The organism is Burkholderia sp. FW306-1C-G01B (genome assembly GCF_058781685.1).
Genome location: NZ_JBYSWZ010000022.1, coordinates 93967 through 111612, shown reverse-complemented (window position 1 = coordinate 111612; position 17646 = coordinate 93967). Strand labels below are relative to the sequence as shown.

Below are 17646 nucleotides of genomic sequence, written 5' to 3'. Positions count from 1 at the left end.
TCGTCCTTATTGGGTTTCCAGTTCGCCGAGCAGCGCGTCGATCGCGCTCGCCGCATCGGTCGCGCCGCGCGCCGCGCAGGCCGCGTCGATCGCTTGCGCGCAGCGCGCGAGCGTGCGCGCGTCGAACAGCGTGCGCAGCGGCAGCGCGAGCCCCCAGTGCAGGTTCGCCTGCGCGTGGGCCTGCGTCGCGAGCAGCGAGTGGCCGCCGAGCAGGAAGAAATCGCCGTCGCGGCCGATCGCATCGACGTGCAGCACGCGTTGCCAGATATCCGCGAGCGCGCGTTCGGTGTCGGTCGCGAGTTCGACGGCTTCGGCCGCTTCGCGCACCGGCGCGGGCAACGCATGGCGGTCGCACTTGCCGTTCGGCGTGACGGGCAATGCGTCGAGCTCGATCAGTTGCGACGGCACCATGTAGGCCGGCAGTTGCGCGCGCAACGTGTCGAGCAGCGCCGCACGGTCGAGCGGGCCCGCGTCACCGCGCGCGACATAGCCGACCAGTTGCTCGTCGCGCACGATCACGACCGCGTCGTTCACGCCGGGCGCCGCGCGCAGCAGCGCCTCGATCTCGCCCGGCTCGATCCGCTGGCCGCGCAGCTTCACCTGCGTGTCGACGCGGCCGAGGTAGTCGAGCGCACCGTCGGCGCGCCGGCGTGCGAGGTCGCCGGTGCGGTACATGCGGGCGCCCGGCACGAACGGATCGGGCACGAAGCGCTCGGCGGTCAGCGCCGGACGGCCGAGATAGCCGCGCGCCAGGCCCGCGCCCGCGAGATACAGTTCGCCGGTCGCGCCGGCCGGCACCGGCTGCCATGCGGCATCGAGCACGTGCAGTTGCAGGTTCGCGATCGGATGGCCGATCGGCACCGCGGCCGCATTCGCGTCGCCGGGGCCGCAAGTCCAGTGCGACACGTCGATCGCGGCCTCGGTCGGCCCGTACAGGTTCACGAGCGTCGCGTTCGGCAGAAGCCGTGCCATCTTCGCGACGAGTTCGGGCGCGAGTGCCTCGCCGCTCGCGACGATCAGGCGCACGCTGTCGCATTGCGCGGCGGCCGGGAAATCGTCGAGATACGCGGCGAACGCGGCGAGCATCGACGGCACGAAATGCAGCACCGTCACGCCGTGCGCATGGATCGCGGCCGCGAGACGCGCCGGATCGCGATGGTCGCCGGGCGCGGCGATCGCGAGCTTCGCGCCGATCGCCAGCGGCCACACGAATTCCCAGACCGACACGTCGAAGCCGAACGGCGTCTTGTGCAGCACGACGTCGTCGCGCGTCAGACGGTATGCGTGCTGCATCCACGCGATCCGGTTCGCGAGCGCGCCGTGCGTGTTGCCGGCGCCCTTCGGCTTGCCGGTCGAGCCCGACGTGTAGATCAGGTACGCGAGTTGGGCGTCGTCGATGGCGATGCCCGCAGGCGCTTCTTCACCTTCCGCCGCTTCATCGGCGAGCAGGTCCGCAACCGTCAGCAACTGCGTCGCGGCACCGTCGCCAAGCGCGGCCTCGACCTGCTCGCGCAGATGGGCCTGCGTGATCGCGACGGCCGGCCGCGCGTCGCGCAGCAGGTAGGCGACGCGCTCGGCCGGATAGTCGGGATCGACCGGCAAGTAGGCGGCGCCGGCCTTCAGCACGCCGACGAGCGCCATCACCATGTCGAACGAGCGCTCGACGCACAGTGCGACCGGCGTGTCGGGCCGCACGCCGCGCCGGCGCAGCGCGGCTGCGATGCGCGACGTGCCGATGTCGAGTTCTCGATAGGTCGCGCGATGCACGCCACCGTGAACGTCCGCGTACTCGAGCGCGATCGCGTCGGGCGCCGCTAGCGCCGCATCGGCGAATTGCAGATGCAGTGGCTGCCGTTGCGAAACCGGCCACGCATGCGCGGTGTCCTGCGCAAGCGCCAGTGCGTCGCGGGTTGCGTCGTCGGCGATCGACAGCGCGCCGAGCAGCGCGTCCGGCGTGCAGGCCAGCGCATCGAGCGCGCACGCGAACGCACGGTGCCAGGTCTCGACCTGCCGCGCGTCGATGCGCGCGGTGTCGTAGCCGTAGTCGATCGTCAATTCGGTGCCGCTCTCGATCACGAGCGTCAGCGCGAAATCGGTCGCTTCGATGCTGCGCACGCCGCTCAGCGCAAGCGCGCGCGGATCGGCGTCGCGCGCCGTGTCGTCCACCGGGTAGTTCTCGAACACGACCAGCGTGTCGAACAGTGCGCCGCCCGCGCCGCGCGCCCAGCGCTGGATGTCGGCGAGCGGCGTGTGGGCATGCTCGGCGGCCGCCGCATTCTCGCGCTGCAGCGTTTGCAGCCAGTCGGCCGCACGCTGCTGCGGCGCGGGTGCGGTAATCACCGGCAGCGTGTTGATGAAAAGACCAAGTACCGTGTCGATGTCCGCGAGCGCATCGGGGCGGCCCGCGACGGTCGCGCCGAACGCGACGGCCGGCTGGTGCGTCATCCGCTGCAGCGCGAGCGCCCACGCGCCCTGCACCAGCGTGTTGACCGTCAGCTTCAGTGCGCGCGCCGTCTGCGCGACGCGCGTCATCGCGTCCGCATCGATCGTTGCTCGCCATGTGACCATGTCGGCATCCGCGCGGTCGGCCGCGCGTTCCGCGATCAGCGTCGGCGCGTCGAGCCGCGCGAGGCGCTCGGTCCAGAAGCGTTCGTCGGCATCGCGGTCGCGCGTGCCGAGCCACGCGATGAAGTCGCGATAGCGCAGCGCCGGACGGCTCGCGAACGGCGACACGGCGTCCGGGTCGCGATAGTCGCGCAGCACGTCCGCGAGCAGGCGCGCGGTGCTCCAGCCGTCGAGCAGCACGTGGTGACGCGTCCACACGACGCGCCATGCGTCGTCCGTCACGCGGATCAGCGTGAGCCGCATCAGCGGCGGCTCGCGCCAGTCGAAACCGCGTGCGCGGTCGGCCGCGAGCCACGCATCGAAATCGGCATCGAGCGTGTCGCCGCGCGTGCGCCAGTCGAGCTGCTCGACCGGCATCCGCGCGTGGCGATGCACGCACTGCAGCGGCGCGGCTTCGTCGGGCATCACGCTCGTGCGCAGGATGTCGTGGCGCGCGACGGATGCGTCGAACGCATTGACGAGACGCTCGGCATCGAGCGCGGTCGCGGTCGCGACGAACTGGTTCACGTAGCTTGCGTGGCCGGGCGCGAACAGCGCATGGAACAGGATGCCCTGCTGCATCGGCGACAGCGGATACACGTCGTCGATCGTGCGCCAGTCCAGCGGCGTGCGTTCGATCGCTGCCTGCGTGAGGCCTGCAGCCTGCGCGAGCGGGAAATCGCCCGGCGTCGCACCGCCGCCGCGATGCGCGACGCGCGACGCGCAGGCATCGACGAGTTCCCGCAGCGCGGCCGCGAAGCGTTCGGCGAACGCGTCGATCGTCGCGCGCTCGAACTGCGGCGCGCCATAGACCCAGTGCACTTTCAGCGTGCGTGCGCCGTCGCGGTCGGTATCGAGGTACGCGTGGATCGCGAGCGTATTGCCGAGCGGCCCTTGGCGGTCGCGCTCGACGCCGGTGCCGCCGAAGCGTGGCACGAGCGTCGCGTCGCGCGGCGCGTCGAACTGGCCGAGATAGTTGAACGTGACGCGCGGGCGCGGCACGGCGGCCAGCGCCGCGCGCGTCGCCGCATCGCCGTAATGCGCGAGCACGCCGAAGCCGAGCCCCTTGTGCGGCACCGCGCGCAGCGTGTCCTTGACCGCGCACAGCGTGTCGCGCGCGGTCGCCTCGACCGGCAGCGTCACCGGGTAGTGGCTCGTCAGCCAGCCGATCGTGCGGCTCGCATCCGCATCGTCGAACAGCGCCTCGCGACCGTGCCCTTCCAGTTCGACGCGGCACGATGCCGCGCCTCCGCGTGCGCCGGATAGCGCCAGCGCGAGCGCCGCGCCCAGCAGTTCGATCGTCTGCGTGCGATAGGCCGTATGCGCATCGGTCAGCGCCGCGCGAGTCAATGCCGCGTCGATGGTCTGCACGACGACGGCTGCATCGGCATTCGTCGCCGCTGCGTCCGGATGATCGGGCACGAGGTCATCGCCCTGCGCCATCCCGGCCCAGTACGCGGCCTCGGCTACAAACGGCGATGCCGGTTCCGTCGCGGCGCGCGCAAGCCGTGCGGCCCATGCATCCGCGCGCAGGCCCGGCTGCGACAGCCGGACCGGCGTGCGGTCGCATGCGGCGCGGTAGGCCGTGTCGAGGTCGTCGAGCAGGATGCGCCACGACACGCCGTCGACGATCGCGTGGTGAATCGCCAGATAAAGCCGTGTCGAGCCGTCCGGCAGCCGTGCCGCGCACGCGCAGACGAGCGGCCCGCGGCCGAGATCGAGACGGCGCTGCAATGCGTCGAAACGCGCGAGCGCGTCGGCTTCGTCGCGTGCGGCGACTTCGACGAACGGCAGCGCATCATACGGCTTGGCGGCATCGCTGGCGTGCCACGCGCCGTCCGCACCACGCGCGAAGCGCTGGCGGAACGCGTCGTGATGCGTCAGCAACGCATCGAATGCGCGCGCGAATGCGTCCGCGTCGAACGGCCCGCGCACGTCGAACGCGACCGACTGGTTCCAGTGGCCGCGCTGCGGGACGTCGAGCGCGAAGAAGCGTTGCTGCGCAGGCGTCAGGATCGGCGCGGCAGCCGGTGTCGCCGCTGCGGTTGCGGCTGCAGGCTGCGCGGCAACAGTCACGTCCTCGGTCTTCGCGATACGTGCGAGTTCGGCGACCGTCGGGCCGTCGAACAGTTGCTTCGGCGTGAAACGCACGCCGCGCTTGCGCGCCCGGGCAATTACCTGCAGCACGAGGATCGAATCGCCGCCGAGTTCGAAGAAGTTGTCGTCGCGGCCGACCCGCGGCGCCTTCAGCACGGCCTGCCAGACTTCGGCGAGCACCGTTTCGACGGCGCCCTGCGGCGCGTCGCCGGACGCGATCGCGACCGGCGCGGCCGCCAGTTCGCGCAGCGCCGCGCGATCGATCTTGCCGTTCGCGGTCACCGGCAGGCGCGCGAGCACGACGAACTGTGCGGGCACCATGTAGTCGGGCAGCTTCGCGGCCAGCGCCGCGCGCATGGCGGCCTCGTCGAACGCCGCGCCGTCGCGCATCACGACGAAGGTCGCGAGCCGCAGGCGGCCGTCGTGCTCGATCGCAAGCGTTTCGGCTTGCGCGACCGGGCCGGCCGCGCGCACGGCTGCACTCGCCTCGCCCGGTTCGACGCGGTAGCCGCGGATCTTCACCTGGTCGTCGATGCGGCCGAGGAACGCGAGACGGCCGTCCGCGCGCAACCGCACGCGGTCGCCGGTGCGATACAGCCGCGCGCCGGGCGTGAACGGATCGGGCACGAAGCGTTCGGCGGTCTGCGCCGGACGCCCGAGGTAGCCGCGCGCGACGCCCGGGCCGCCCAGATACAGCTCGCCCGTCGCGCCGGCCGGCACGCATGCGCCGAACGCATCGAGCACGAGCGCGCGCGCATTCGGCAGCGGCAGGCCGAGCGGCACGCTGCTCGCGGGATCGCGCGCATCGGCGGCAATCGATGCGGTATCGCACGCAATCGCGCCGACCGTCGCTTCGGTCGGCCCGTAATGGTTGATCACGCGGCAGGCCGGCGCGAGCGCGGCCAGGCGTGCAACGAGCGCCCACGTGAGCGTTTCGCCGCCCGTCACGAGCGCGTGGCGCGGCAGCACGTCGGCCGGCACGCGCGCGTCGAGCAGCGCCTGCAGGTGGCTCGGCACGATCTTCAGCACGCCGACGTCGCGGCGGCGCATCTCGTCCGCGAACAGGTCGGGATCGAACGCACACGCGGCCGGCAGCAGGTGCAGCGTGCGGCCCGCGCACAGCGCGCCGAACAGCGTCGTGTGGCCAAGGTCGGCGGCGACGGTCGACACCATCGCGAACGATGCGTCCGGCGCGAACGCGAGTTCATCGAGCATCCCCTGCACGTAGTCGGCCAGTGCGCCGTGCGACACGACGACGCCCTTCGGCGCGCCGGTCGAACCTGACGTATAGATCAGGTACGCGCCCTGTTCCGGATGCGGTGCGACGCGCACGCCGGCTGCATGCGCGAGCGTCGCGTCCTGTGCGAGCGTATCGACGTCGAGCGGCTGAGCGTCGATGCCGGCCGGCCACGCGGCCGTATCCGCGACGAGCGCCCAGCGCGCGCCGCAGTCGGCTGCCGCCGCGGCCAGTCGTGCGGCCGGCTGTGCGGGATCGAGCAGCACGGCAAGCGCGCCGGCCTTCAGCGCGCCGAGCAGGCCGACGACGAAGCGCGCCGAACGTTCGATGCAGACGATGACCGACGCTTCGGCGGCGACACCGCGCTGCGTCAGCGCACGCGCGATTCGGTTCGACGCATCGTCGAGTTCGGCGAACGTCAGCGACGCCGACGCATCGGCGAGTGCGACGCGATGCGGATACGCGGCCGCCTGTCGCGCGAACGCGGCGACGATGTCGGCATGTTCGACGCACAGCGCGCGGCCGTCGCGCGGCTGGCGCAATGCAGCCGATGCGTCGCACGGCAGCGCGGCCGTCGCGCGTTGCGGATCGTGCGCGGCCGCGCCGACGAGCGCAGCATAGCTGTCGAGCCACGCGCGTGCGGTGTCGGCGTCGATGCAGTCGGTCGCATAGGCTGCGACCAGTTCGATCCCGTTCGCGTCGTCGGTGAAATCCAGCGCGAAGTCGAAACGCGCGGCCAGATCGGGCCCCGGCGTAGCAACAGCGGTCGCACCCGGCAGCACGCTGTCGTGCCGCGCGTCGAACTGCTGCGCGAATTTCACGCGCAGCCATTCGTCGCCGCGCTTGACCGGCGGCTTCACCGCATCGACGACACGCTCGAACGGCACGTCCTGGTGCGCGACCGCGTCGAGCGCCGCCGTGCGCGCCGCGTCGACGAGCGCGCGGAACGGCAGCGTCGGCGCCACGCGCACGCGCAGCGCGACAGTATTCAGGAACAGCCCGAGCAACGCGCGCGTTTCAGCGCGCTGGCGATGCGCGACCGGCACCGCGACGACGACGTCCGTTTCGCCGGTCAGGCGCGACAGCCATGCGTCGAGCGCGGCCAGCAGCACCGTGAAGACGGTGGCCTGCGCGTCGCGCGCGAGTTGACGCACGTCGGCCGCGACCGCGTCGGGCAGGCGCACCGACACGCGTGCACCCTGCAGCGTGCGCGCAGCGCCCGGCTGACGGTCGACCGGCAGCGCGATCGGGCCCGGCACGTCGCGCAATGCGCCGCGCCAGTAATCGAGCTGGCGTTCGCCCTCGCCGCCGGCCAGCATGTCGCGCTGCCAGTCCGCGTAGTCGGCGTACTGGATCGGCAGATCGGGCAGCGACGGTTCACGGCCTTCCGCATACGCGCGGTACGCGGCCGACAGTTCGTCGAACGCGCAGCGCGAGCTCCAGCCGTCGGTGATCGCGTGATGCGCGGTCAGCAGCAGGCGGTGACGGTCGTCCGCGAGGACGACGAGCGTCGCGCGCAGCAGCGGGCCGCGTGCGAGGTCGAACGGCTCGGCCGCGTCGCGCTCGGCGAGCCGCGCGGCTTGCGCGTCGCGCGCGGCCGGCGGCTGGTCGCGCAGGTCGATGTCGGCGATCGACACCGGCAGTTGCGCATGAATCCGCTGCATCACGACGCCGTCGTCGTTGTCGACGAGCGTCGTGCGCCACGCCTCATGACGCCCGATCACGTGATCGAGCGCGCGCTGCAGTGCGTCGCGATCGAGCGTGCCGTCGATCGTCCAGTGCGCGGCGATGTGATACGCGGCGCTCGCATCGCGCGTTTGCGCGAGTACCCAGAAGCGTTGCTGCGCGAGCGACGCCGCACGGTCGACATGCGGCGCGCCCGATGCGGCCGCGTCGGCCGGCGCGCGACGCGCGGAAATGGCGGCCAGCGGCTCGCCGGTCTCGCGTTCCGCGCGATCGACCGTTTCGGCCAGTTCGGCGAGCGCCGGATCGGCGAACAGCGTATCGAGCCGCAGGTTCACGCGCGATGCAGCGCGAATCGCGGCCTGCAACTGCATCGCGGCGAGCGAATCGGCGCCCAGCGCGAAGAAACGGTCGTCGCGCGACGGCGCGGCGTCGAGGCCGAGCAGCGTCTGCCAGAGGCCTGCGAGTTGCTGTTCGGTCGGCGTGCGCGGCGCGTCGCCGGCGCGTTGCGTCGTGTCGCGTGCGGCGGCAATCCGCTCGCGCAGCGCGGCACGGTCGATCTTGCCGTTCAACGTATACGGCAGCGCATCGCAACGTACGAACCGGTGCGGTTGCCATGCCGCCGGCAATTGCGCGGCCACGTGCACCTTCAGTGCCGCATCGTCGGCCGCCGCGCGCAGCGCGACGCATGCGATCAGCCGCGTCGGCCCGTTGCCGGTTTCTGCGACCACGGCCGCATCGGCCACGGCCGGATGCGAGCGCAGGCACGCGGCGATTTCCGCGGGCTCCACACGCACGCCGCGCACCTGGACCTGGTCGTCGAGGCGGCCGAGATAGTCGAATGCACCGTCGTCGCGCAGGCGTGCGAGATCGCCCGTGCGGTAGACGCGCGCACCCGGCTCGCCGTCCGGATCGGGAATGAAGCGTTCGGCCGTCAGCGCCGGGCGACCGTGATAGCCGCGCGCGATGCAGACGCCGCCGAGCAGCAGCTCGCCCACGCCATCGGCCTCATCGCCGTCAATGCGCGCGACGCGCGGGCCGATCACGCGGCCGATCGGCAGCGACGCATACGCGTCGTTAGCGGCCAGCAAGGGCGTCTCGCCCGGTTCGACCGGCCACAGCATCGGCGAGATCACGGCCTCGGTCGGCCCGTAGCCGTTGATCAGGCGTACCGACGGGAACGTGCGGCGCACGAATTCGAATGCCTGCTGCGGCAGCGCTTCGCCGCCGAACGCGAGTACGCGCAATGCCGGCGGCACGCCGTCGCGCGCGGCGACAGCCGCGAATTCGCGCAGGTATGCAGGCGGAAATGCAGCGACGTTGACCGATTCGCGCACCATCAGCGCATGCGCGGCGTCGGGCGCGAACGGCTGCGGCGGCGCCACGACGATACTGGCGCCGATCGCGAGCGGCGCGAGCCAGCACTCATGAGCGGCGTCGAAATTGACCGACGCGAAATGCAGCAGACGGTCGCCGGCCTCGATCGGCAGCGCTGCCGCGAGCGCGTCGCAGTGCGCGGCGAGCGGCCCGTGCTCGACTACGACCGCCTTCGGCGTGCCGGTCGAGCCCGACGTGTAGATCATGTACGCGGCCGCACGCGGGTGCACAGGCACCTCTTCGTCATCGGCAGCGAAGTTCTGCTCGTCCGCCGCTTCCGCTGCCGCTTCGAACGCGTGTTCGAACGGCGTGCCGAGCGCCGCGCGGCCGGCTTCGTCGACGATGCCGTGCCGCAGTTGCGCATCCTGGACGATCCAGTCGAGGCGCGCGGCCGGATGACGCGGATCGAGCGGCACGAACACGCCGCCCGCCTTCAGCACGGCCAGCAGCGCGACGAACAGCTCGCACGAGCGCTCGACGCAGACGCCGACCCGCACTTCCGCGCCGACGCCGGCTGCGCGCAGTTGCCGGGCCAGCCGCGACGCACGCGCGTCGAGCGCGCCGCGCGACAGGCGCAAGTCGTTCTGGAAAGGTACCGCGATTGCCGGTGCGTCGGGCGCGACGCGCGCCAGTTCGCGGATTCGTTGATGCAGCGCAGTCGGGAAACTCGTCATGTGCGTGAAGTCCTTCGGTCCGGCCGCTTCGGCCAAGTCTCGGGGCCGCTTGGGGCGGCTTCACTGGTGTGACGAACGGCGCGGCCGATTTTTTACCGTTTTGCGCTCAAAGCGTGCTTGGGCGTTTTTTTTGCAGGCGCTGCTAAATATTTGCGCGGCCCGTTCGTCTATCAGTGAGGAAAGCCGGAACGGGCGCACGTCGCCCGCCGCTTTCACGTCACCTTTCCGTTTCCGCGTATTCGCCTGCCTTCCCTTTACCGACGTTGCCGATGACTGCTGCCCACGAGCCTTCTTCCCCGCCGTCCCTCGACGCCTCGCCCGCCCGCCCCGCGGCGCGCCTGATCCTCGCGCTGCTGCGCGAAAGCCGTACGTCGCTCACGCTGGCGCTTACCGCGTGCGTGCTGAACGGCGTCGCGAGCGTGCTGCTCGTCGCGACGCTGAACCGCGCACTCTCGCAGCCCGGTGCGGCCGATGCGTCGCTCGCGTGGCGCTTCGCGCTGTGCGCGGTGATCGCGCTCGTCACGCGGATCGTGTCGGGCACGCTGTTCGCGCGCCTGTCGCAGGACACGATGGCGCGGCTGCGCGTGCATCTCGCGCGGCGCGTCGGCGCGGCCGAGCTGCGCGACATCGAGCGGATCGGCGCCGCGCCCGTGCAGTCGGTGCTGACCGACGACGCGACCAACGTGTCGATGCTGTTCTTCGCGCTGCCGAACCTGGTCATGCACGGCTCGATCGTGTTCGGCTGCCTCGGCTATCTCGCGTGGCTGTCGTGGCCCGTGTGCGTGCTGGCGCTGGCCGCGATCATCGCCGGCTCGCTCGGTTATCACACCGGCGACCGCCGCGCGATCGCGTCGCTCGAAGCGGCCGGCCAGGCGCAGGACCGCCTGTTCGGTTATCTCGGCTCGCTGTTTTCCGGCGCGAAGGAACTGAAACTGCACGATGCGCGCGCGCGCCAGTTCGTCGACGGCCAGCTCGGCGCCGCGATCGGAGAAGTGCGCGACCACCGCCGCCGCGCGTTCAGCGCGTACGCAGTCGGCGTCGGCTGGATCATCTTCCTGTTCTACGTATTCCTTGGCGTGGCGTCGTTCTGGCCGCAACTCGGCGTGCATGCCGATCCGGGCGCGGCGGCCGGTTATGTCGTCGTGTTCCTGTTCATGCTCGTGCCGCTCGACGGGCTCCTGAACAACCTGCCGACCGTCAACGCGGCACGCGTGTCGCTCACGCGGATCGAGGGCGTGATGGCCGAATTCGGCGCGCTGCGCACGGTGCCGCCCGCGGCCGACGCGCCCGACGTACCGCCGGCCGGCGCCGTCACGTTGCGCGGCGTCACGCACGCGTATTTCCACGAGCGCGACGAACGGATGTTCAGCATCGGGCCGATCGATCTGACGATCAAGCCGGGCGAGCTCGTGTTCATCGTCGGCGGCAACGGCAGCGGCAAGACGACGCTCGCGAAGGTGCTGACCGGACTCTACGAGCCCGAGGAAGGCTCGATCGAGGTCGACGGCCGCACGATCGGCTGGCGCGAGCGGGCAGCGTATCGGCAGCGCTTCAGCGCGGTGTTCAACGATTTCCACCTGTTCGATGCGCTGCTCGGCATCGTCGATCCCGACGATCCGGCCCGCGCGCAGGCCGATGCGCGGGCGAACGCGCTGGTCGCGAAGCTGGCGCTCGACCACAAGGTGAAAGTGGTCGACGGTGCGTTCTCGACCCGCGCGCTGTCGACCGGGCAGCGCAAGCGGCTCGCGCTCGTCGTCGCGTATCTGGAAGACCGGCCGTTCTACCTGTTCGACGAATGGGCGGCCGATCAGGATCCGTCGTTCAAGGCCGTGTTCTACGAGCAGCTGCTGCCCGAGCTGCGCGCGCGCGGCAAGGCCGTGATCGTGATCACGCACGACGACCGCTATTTCGACCTCGCCGACCGGCTGCTGAAGCTCGACAACGGGCGCATCGTCAGCGACACGATGCCGGCGCGTTTGCGTGCTCGGGACGGTGTCGACGCGCTGAGCGCGTAAGCCATTCATCGATAGATCGCCGATGCGCGGCAATGGCACCGCGTCGGCGATGTTCGGTCAAGAAGGGAATGTATTGTCGACGCATGGCGGAAAGGGAAAGCCGAGACTATCCACCCTCATGCCGATGACAGCGCCACGTCCGTCAAAGCGGCGTTATCCGCCGACAAACCGCCGCGCGCTCAACGCGCGGCCGGCAGTTTCAACATCGTATCGGTCATCACGTCGGCCAGCTTCAGCGCCGACATCGGCCCGCCGAACCCCCAGATATTGCGTTCGATGAGCGCGATCCGGCGGTCGCGCAGCGCGGGCACGAAGCGCCACACCGGCGAATCGAGTTTCGCCGACAGCGGCACGTCCATCCCCGACGCGGTCACGAACAGCACGGCCAGGTCGCGCTGCGTGAGCAGGTCGGCCGACGTCACGTACAGCGTGCCTTCCCGCGTCGGTTTCTTCGGCCACGGATCGAGCCCGAGCGCACGCGCGAGACCCGCCGACGTGCTGTTGCCCGTATAGGCCCAGTAACGGTCGGGCAAGCCGAGATCCTGCAGCAGCGCGATGCGTTCGCCCTTGCGGCCCGCAGCCGCGAGCCGCGCCGCATTGCGCGCGATCCCCGCATCGAGTTGCGCATCGACCGCCTGCGCGCGCGCGTCGCGCCCCATCACCGCACCGATCGTCCGGAAGATCTGCCGCATCCAGTCGAGCTGCGTGACGGGCACGCCGCCGTCGGAAACATTCGGGCTGAACTGGAACAGGATCGTCGGCGCGATCCGGTCGAGCGCGTCGAAGATCGGCGCATGCCGGAAGCCGACGCCGATGATCAGGTCGGGCTTGACCGCCGCGATCGCCTCGAGCCCCGGCTCCTGCCGCGAGCCGATGTCGGTCACGTGCGCGAGCCGGTCGCTCTGGTAGCCGAGCCAGCCCGGATAGAACGCGGTATCGGCCATCCCGACCGGCACGAGGTCGAGCGCGACCACGCTTTCCGCGAACATGAAGTCGAGCGCGACCACGCGCTGCGGCCGCACGGGCATCTTCGCGCTCGCCTGCGACACGACCGGGTTGCCGGCCAGCGACACGGCGCCCGGCGTGCCGGGTCCGCCGCCGGCAACGGCAACCGCACCGGCCGACGCGGAAAACACGCCGCAGCACGCAGCACCGAGCGCGGCGAGTGCGCCCAACGCGTGCCGGCGGCCGGCATGCGTCACCGGATCGCGTCCTGCCCGGCCAGCGCCGCGTCGTCCATCGTCAATAGCAGGGGGCAGCTTCCACACAGTTGCGTTTCTCCAGGAATTTCGTAGCGCAGGCAGCACACGCGGCGCGCGCGAAACGGCGTCGGCAGCAGCGGCGAGCGCGGCACGGCGTCGCGCACGGGCATGCGCAGCGGATTCGGTTCGCAAGCGAAGCACGTCGAGCCGAACAGCCAGCCCGCGTCGCGCACGGGATCGGCCGCGCAAGGCAGCGAACGGCAGGTGTCGAGCAGATAGTCGAGCAGATTGCCCGCGTTGCTCCACAGCACGCGCGGCGTGACGCGGCCCATCGCCGCGAGCAGGTCGATCACCGCGCCGAGATGCTCGACGAGCCCCGCATAGCGCGGCGCGGGATCGTCGCACGGCGCGCCGAGCGCGTCCGCCGCGAAATACAGCGCGGCGGGCATCCCGTCGTCGAGCGCGACGAACGTGCGTTCGGGCGCCATGTCGAGCGGCCGGCCGAGCGTCAGCGCGGCGACGACGCCGGCCGGCGCCGCACGGCCGAAATAGTATTTGCTCCATTGCGAGATCAGCGCGCGCGCATGCCGTGCCGGATCGCCGCCGTAGTGACGGACCATCGCGTCGAGCACGGCCTCGCGATGCGAGGGCAACGCGCTGACGGGCACGACGATGCGGCCCGGTGCGTGTGCGTCGTCGGGCATGCCGAGCCAGACGACGTCGAGATGTTCGGCGAACGGTTCGGGCGCGAACGCCGAGAAGCGCGTGGCCCGCGCGCCGTCGAACGACGGCGTCATCGCCCGGCGCGCCGGGCGCGGCGCCCCTCGAGGATCAGCAGCCCGAGCAGGTACGGCGCGCCGATCAGCGCGGTCAGCACGCCGGCCGGCACTTCGCGCGGCGCGACGACCGTGCGCGCCGCTAGATCCGCGACGCCGAGGATCAGCGCGCCGCACGCGGCCGCGAGCCACAGCCGCGTGCGATGCCGGCGCGCGCCGAGCATCGTCGCGACGTGCGGCGCCATCAACCCGATGAAACCGACCGGCCCGACCGCCGCAACGGCCGCGCACGCGGCGAGCGTCGCGATCGTCAGCGCGAGCGGCCGCAGCGCGGCCACCGGCAGGCCGAGCGCGGCCGCCTGGTCGTCGCCGAGCGCGAGCATGTCGAGCGGTCGCGCGAGCCAAGCGAACACGGGCACCGCAAGCACGCACCACGGCAGCAGCATCGACACCTCGCCCCAGCTGCGGCCATAGGTACCGCCGACGAGCCACACGACGAAGCGCGCGGGCTGCACGCTTTGCTGCGTGATCAGCCATTGCGCGAGCGTCGTCCATAGCGCGCCGATCACGATACCGGTCAACGCAACCGCGAGCGGCGCATAACGATGCCGGTGATTCAGCGCGAGCGTGATCGCGAGCGACAGTCCGCCGCCAATCAGCGTGGCCGCCGCGAGCGTCACGTGACCCATCAACGGCCACGTCGACAATGCGAACAACGTGACGAGCCCCGCGCCCTGCGTGACGCCGAGCACTTCGGGGCCCGCGAGCGGATTGCGCACGACGCTCTGCATCGCGACGCCGCTCACGGCCAGCAGCGCGCCCGCGAGCAGTGCGCACAGCAGGCGCGGCATGCGCAGGCCGATCAGCATTCGCGCGAGCGCATCCTGGCCGGACAGCGCGGCGGACCAGCGCGCGGGCGACAGCCACTCGGGGCCGGCCGACACGCCGACCGACACCACCAGCGCGCCGACCACGACGAACAGCGCCGTGCGCAGCGGCCAGCCGAGCCGTTCGAGCCAGCCGACGAGCCGAGTCGAGCCGCCGCCCGCCGCACGTTCCGCGTCCGCGTGCAGCACGCCCGACCACGCGGCGCCGCGCCGGATCATCGCGAGCATCAGCGGCGTGCCGACCAGCGCGATCGCGACGCCGGTCGACAGCGTCGCGTCGAGTCCCGACGCGAGCACCGCGCTGTCGGTGACGAGCACGAGCGCGCCGCCGGCGAGCGCCGACAGCGGCACCAGCGCGCCGAGCCGCGCCGCGCGCGCACCGCGCACCTGGCGCAGCAGGTTCGGCGCGACGAGGCCGACATACGACAGCGGGCCCGCGATGCTGACGGCCACGCTCGTGAACGCGACCGCGACGAGCGTCGCGGCGAGCCGCGTCGCATCGACGCGCACGCCGGCCGCGGCCGCCGCGTCGTCGCCGAGCGTGAGCGGGTTCAGCGGCCGGATCACGAACGGCAGCGCGACCAGCGGCACGACGAGCCAGCGCGCGGCGAGCGCGAGGCCTGTCGCGCCCGGCTGGTACAGGCTGCCGTTGGTCCACAGCGCGGCGCCCGCGATGTTCTGCTCGAAGAACGCGAGCACGAGCGTCGACAGCGCCGCGAACAGCAGCATGCACACGCTGCCCGCGAGCACGAGCCGCAACGGCGTCGCGCGCCAGCCGCCGGCCGCGACGATCGCGACTGCAGCGGCGGCCAGCCCGCACCCGAACAGCAGCGGCACCGATGCGACGCCCGCCAGTGCCGGCACGAGCATCGCCGCGAGCAGGCCGAGCTGCGCGCCGCCCGTCACGCCGAGCAGGTCGGGCGACGCGAGCGGATTGCGCGTGAGCGACTGGAACAGCGCACCCGCGATGCCGAGGCAGCCGCCCGCGACGAGCGCGGCCGCGACACGCGGCAGGTTGAGGTCGAACAGGAACACGTGCGCGAGCGCGGCGGCGTCGCTGCCGGGCGCCGCCGCCCACCACACGCGTAAATCGGGTGCGACGCGCAGCGCCGCGAGTATCGCGATCAGCGCGACGAGGCCGATCGCAATCGTGCCGGCCCGGCCGGTGGCCGCCCCCTTCCCCGTCGCCGCGAGGCGCTTGCGCATCGCGAACGTCGTCATACGGCGAGATCCCGATCGAAGACGCCGGCCGCCTGCGGCGTACCGACGCTCGACGGCCCGTAGGCCGGCACGCACATCGGCGCGCCCGTCTGCGGATGCGCGAGCTTCAGCATCTCGACGCCGAACGCCGCGCGCAGCCGCGCCGGATCGAGCATCGCGTCGGGCGAGCCCTGCGCGACGAGGCGGCCCGCGCGCATCAGCACGATCTCGTCGCTGTACGCGGCCGCCTGGTTCAGGTCGTGCAGCACCCACACGATCGTCAGCCCGCGCGCGCGGTTCAGCGCGCGCAGCGCATCGAGGATGTCGAGCTGGTGATGGATGTCGAGATAGGTGGTCGGCTCGTCGAGCAGCACGATCGGCGCCTGCTGCGCGAGCGCCATCGCGATCCACGCGCGCTGGCGTTCGCCGCCCGACAGCGCGCCGACGTCGCGGCCCGCATCGTCCGCAAGGCCGCTGGTCTCGAGCGCCTCGTCGATCGCTGCATGGTCGGCGCGCGACAGGCCGCGCAGGAAGCCGCCGTACGCATAACGCCCGTACGCGACGAGTTCGCGCACCGTGAGGCCCGACGGAATCTGGTTGAACTGCGCGAGCATCGTCAGCTCGCGCGCGAGCGCGCGACGGCGAAACGACGCGAGCGGCTTGCCGTTCACTTCGACATGGCCGGCACGTGCGGGCTGCAGGCCCGCGAGCGTGCGCAGCAGCGTGCTCTTGCCGCAGCCGTTCGGCCCGCACAGCGCGGTCACGCGGCCGGCCGCGATCGACAGGTCCAGCCCGTCGATCACGACATGGTCGCGATAACCCACCGTCAATCCGCGCGCGGCAAGCGCGGCGGTACTACGCGTCATCGGTCCTCCGTTCGGTCGCGCGCGGGACCGTGTAACTCTGCGCCATCGCGACGACGACCTTGCGCGGCCCCTCGAACGGGTCGCGCGCATGCGCGGTCAACATGTTGTCGAGCATCAGCACGTCGCCCGTGCGCCACGGGAACACGATGCGCTGCTGGTCGAGCACGCCGCGGATCTGCGCGAGCGCATCGGCCTCGAGCGGCTCGCCGTCGCCGTAGTACACGTTGCGCGGCACGTTCTCGAGCCCGACCGCATCGACGAGCGCTTCCTGCATGTCGTCGTCGAGCGCGGACAGATGAAACAGGTTCGCCTGGTTGAACCACACGCGGTCGCCGGTGCGCGGATGGCGCGCGACGGCCTGGCAGCGTTCGCGCGTGCGCAGCAGCAGTTCGCCGTCGTCGTCGGTGCGCCATGCGCATTCGATGCCGCGCGCCGCGCACATCCGCTCGACCTCGGCCGGCTCGTCGGTGCCGAACGACTGCTGCCACGGCAGGTCGAGCCCCTGCCCGAAATTGCGCACGTACAGCAGCTCGCGCCGCTCGAAACGCGCGATCAGCGCCGGATCGAGCGCGCGATACACGGCGCGGCTGTCCGCGATCGGCGTCGCACCGCCCTTCGGCGCCGCGAGCGCGCAGTGGAACCAGATCCGCAGCGGCCATTCGCGCGTATACGACTGCTCGTTGTGCAGCGGAATCGCGCGGTGCGGCGGGTATTCGGTCGACGTGTAGACCGCGCCTTCGACCTGGCTGCGCGGCGTCGACGCGTATTCATAGCCGATCAGCGGATCGCCGAACGATGCCGCGAACTGCTGGAACGCATCGATCGACGGCACGTGAAAGCCCGTGAACAGCACGCCGCCCGCCCGTTCGAGCGTGTCGGCGGCGATCTCGCGCGCCAGCGGCGCGACTTCGTCGATCGACATGCCGTCGCTGCCGCGCGGCGACACGACGGTGGGCAGCCCCGGCTCGATACGCAGGTCGTCGAGCGTCGGCAACGAAAGCAGGGTCATGCAACGTCCTCTTCAGGTG

At 71.6% G+C, this 17646-nt stretch carries 7 protein-coding genes; 1 reads left to right on the top strand and 6 read right to left on the bottom strand.

The features are described 5' to 3' along the window. Positions 1-6 precede the first annotated feature (6 nt). Positions 7-9672 (bottom strand): amino acid adenylation domain-containing protein, encoded by a 9666-nt coding sequence (locus tag AC3WLY_RS32825; RefSeq protein ID WP_492309067.1) that lies wholly within the window; start codon positions 9670-9672, stop codon positions 7-9. A 269-nt stretch (positions 9673-9941) separates the two neighbouring features. On the opposite strand from AC3WLY_RS32825, the gene AC3WLY_RS32820 reads away from it, so the two are divergent. Continuing rightward, positions 9942-11687 (top strand): cyclic peptide export ABC transporter, encoded by a 1746-nt coding sequence (locus tag AC3WLY_RS32820; protein WP_492309068.1) that lies wholly within the window; start codon positions 9942-9944, stop codon positions 11685-11687. A 179-nt stretch (positions 11688-11866) separates the two neighbouring features. On the opposite strand, the gene AC3WLY_RS32815 is transcribed toward AC3WLY_RS32820, so the two are convergent. From AC3WLY_RS32815 to AC3WLY_RS32795, 5 genes are read right to left on the bottom strand one after another with little or no spacing between them, the layout of a single operon-like run. Then, positions 11867-12889: an ABC transporter substrate-binding protein gene (locus AC3WLY_RS32815; RefSeq protein WP_492309069.1), complete on the bottom strand. Its 1023-nt coding sequence runs from the start codon at positions 12887-12889 to the stop codon at positions 11867-11869. After that, the gene (gene fhuF, locus AC3WLY_RS32810) at positions 12886-13686 is read right to left on the bottom strand and encodes a siderophore-iron reductase FhuF (RefSeq protein WP_072441448.1); all 801 of its coding nucleotides are present in this window, start codon (positions 13684-13686) and stop codon (positions 12886-12888) included. The genes AC3WLY_RS32815 and fhuF overlap by 4 nt, the downstream gene beginning before the upstream one ends. After that, positions 13683-15773 (bottom strand): Fe(3+)-hydroxamate ABC transporter permease FhuB, encoded by a 2091-nt coding sequence (gene fhuB, locus AC3WLY_RS32805; RefSeq protein ID WP_492309070.1) that lies wholly within the window; start codon positions 15771-15773, stop codon positions 13683-13685. The genes fhuF and fhuB overlap by 4 nt, the downstream gene beginning before the upstream one ends. Beyond that, positions 15770-16618, bottom strand: a complete 849-nt coding sequence (locus AC3WLY_RS32800) for an ABC transporter ATP-binding protein (protein ID WP_175961465.1) — start codon at positions 16616-16618, stop codon at positions 15770-15772. Before AC3WLY_RS32800 ends, fhuB begins: the two co-directional genes overlap by 4 nt. Continuing rightward, entirely contained in the window at positions 16608-17627 is a 1020-nt protein-coding gene (locus AC3WLY_RS32795) for a TauD/TfdA family dioxygenase (RefSeq protein ID WP_072441457.1), read from the bottom strand. The genes AC3WLY_RS32800 and AC3WLY_RS32795 overlap by 11 nt, the downstream gene beginning before the upstream one ends. Positions 17628-17646: the final 19 nt, after the last annotated feature.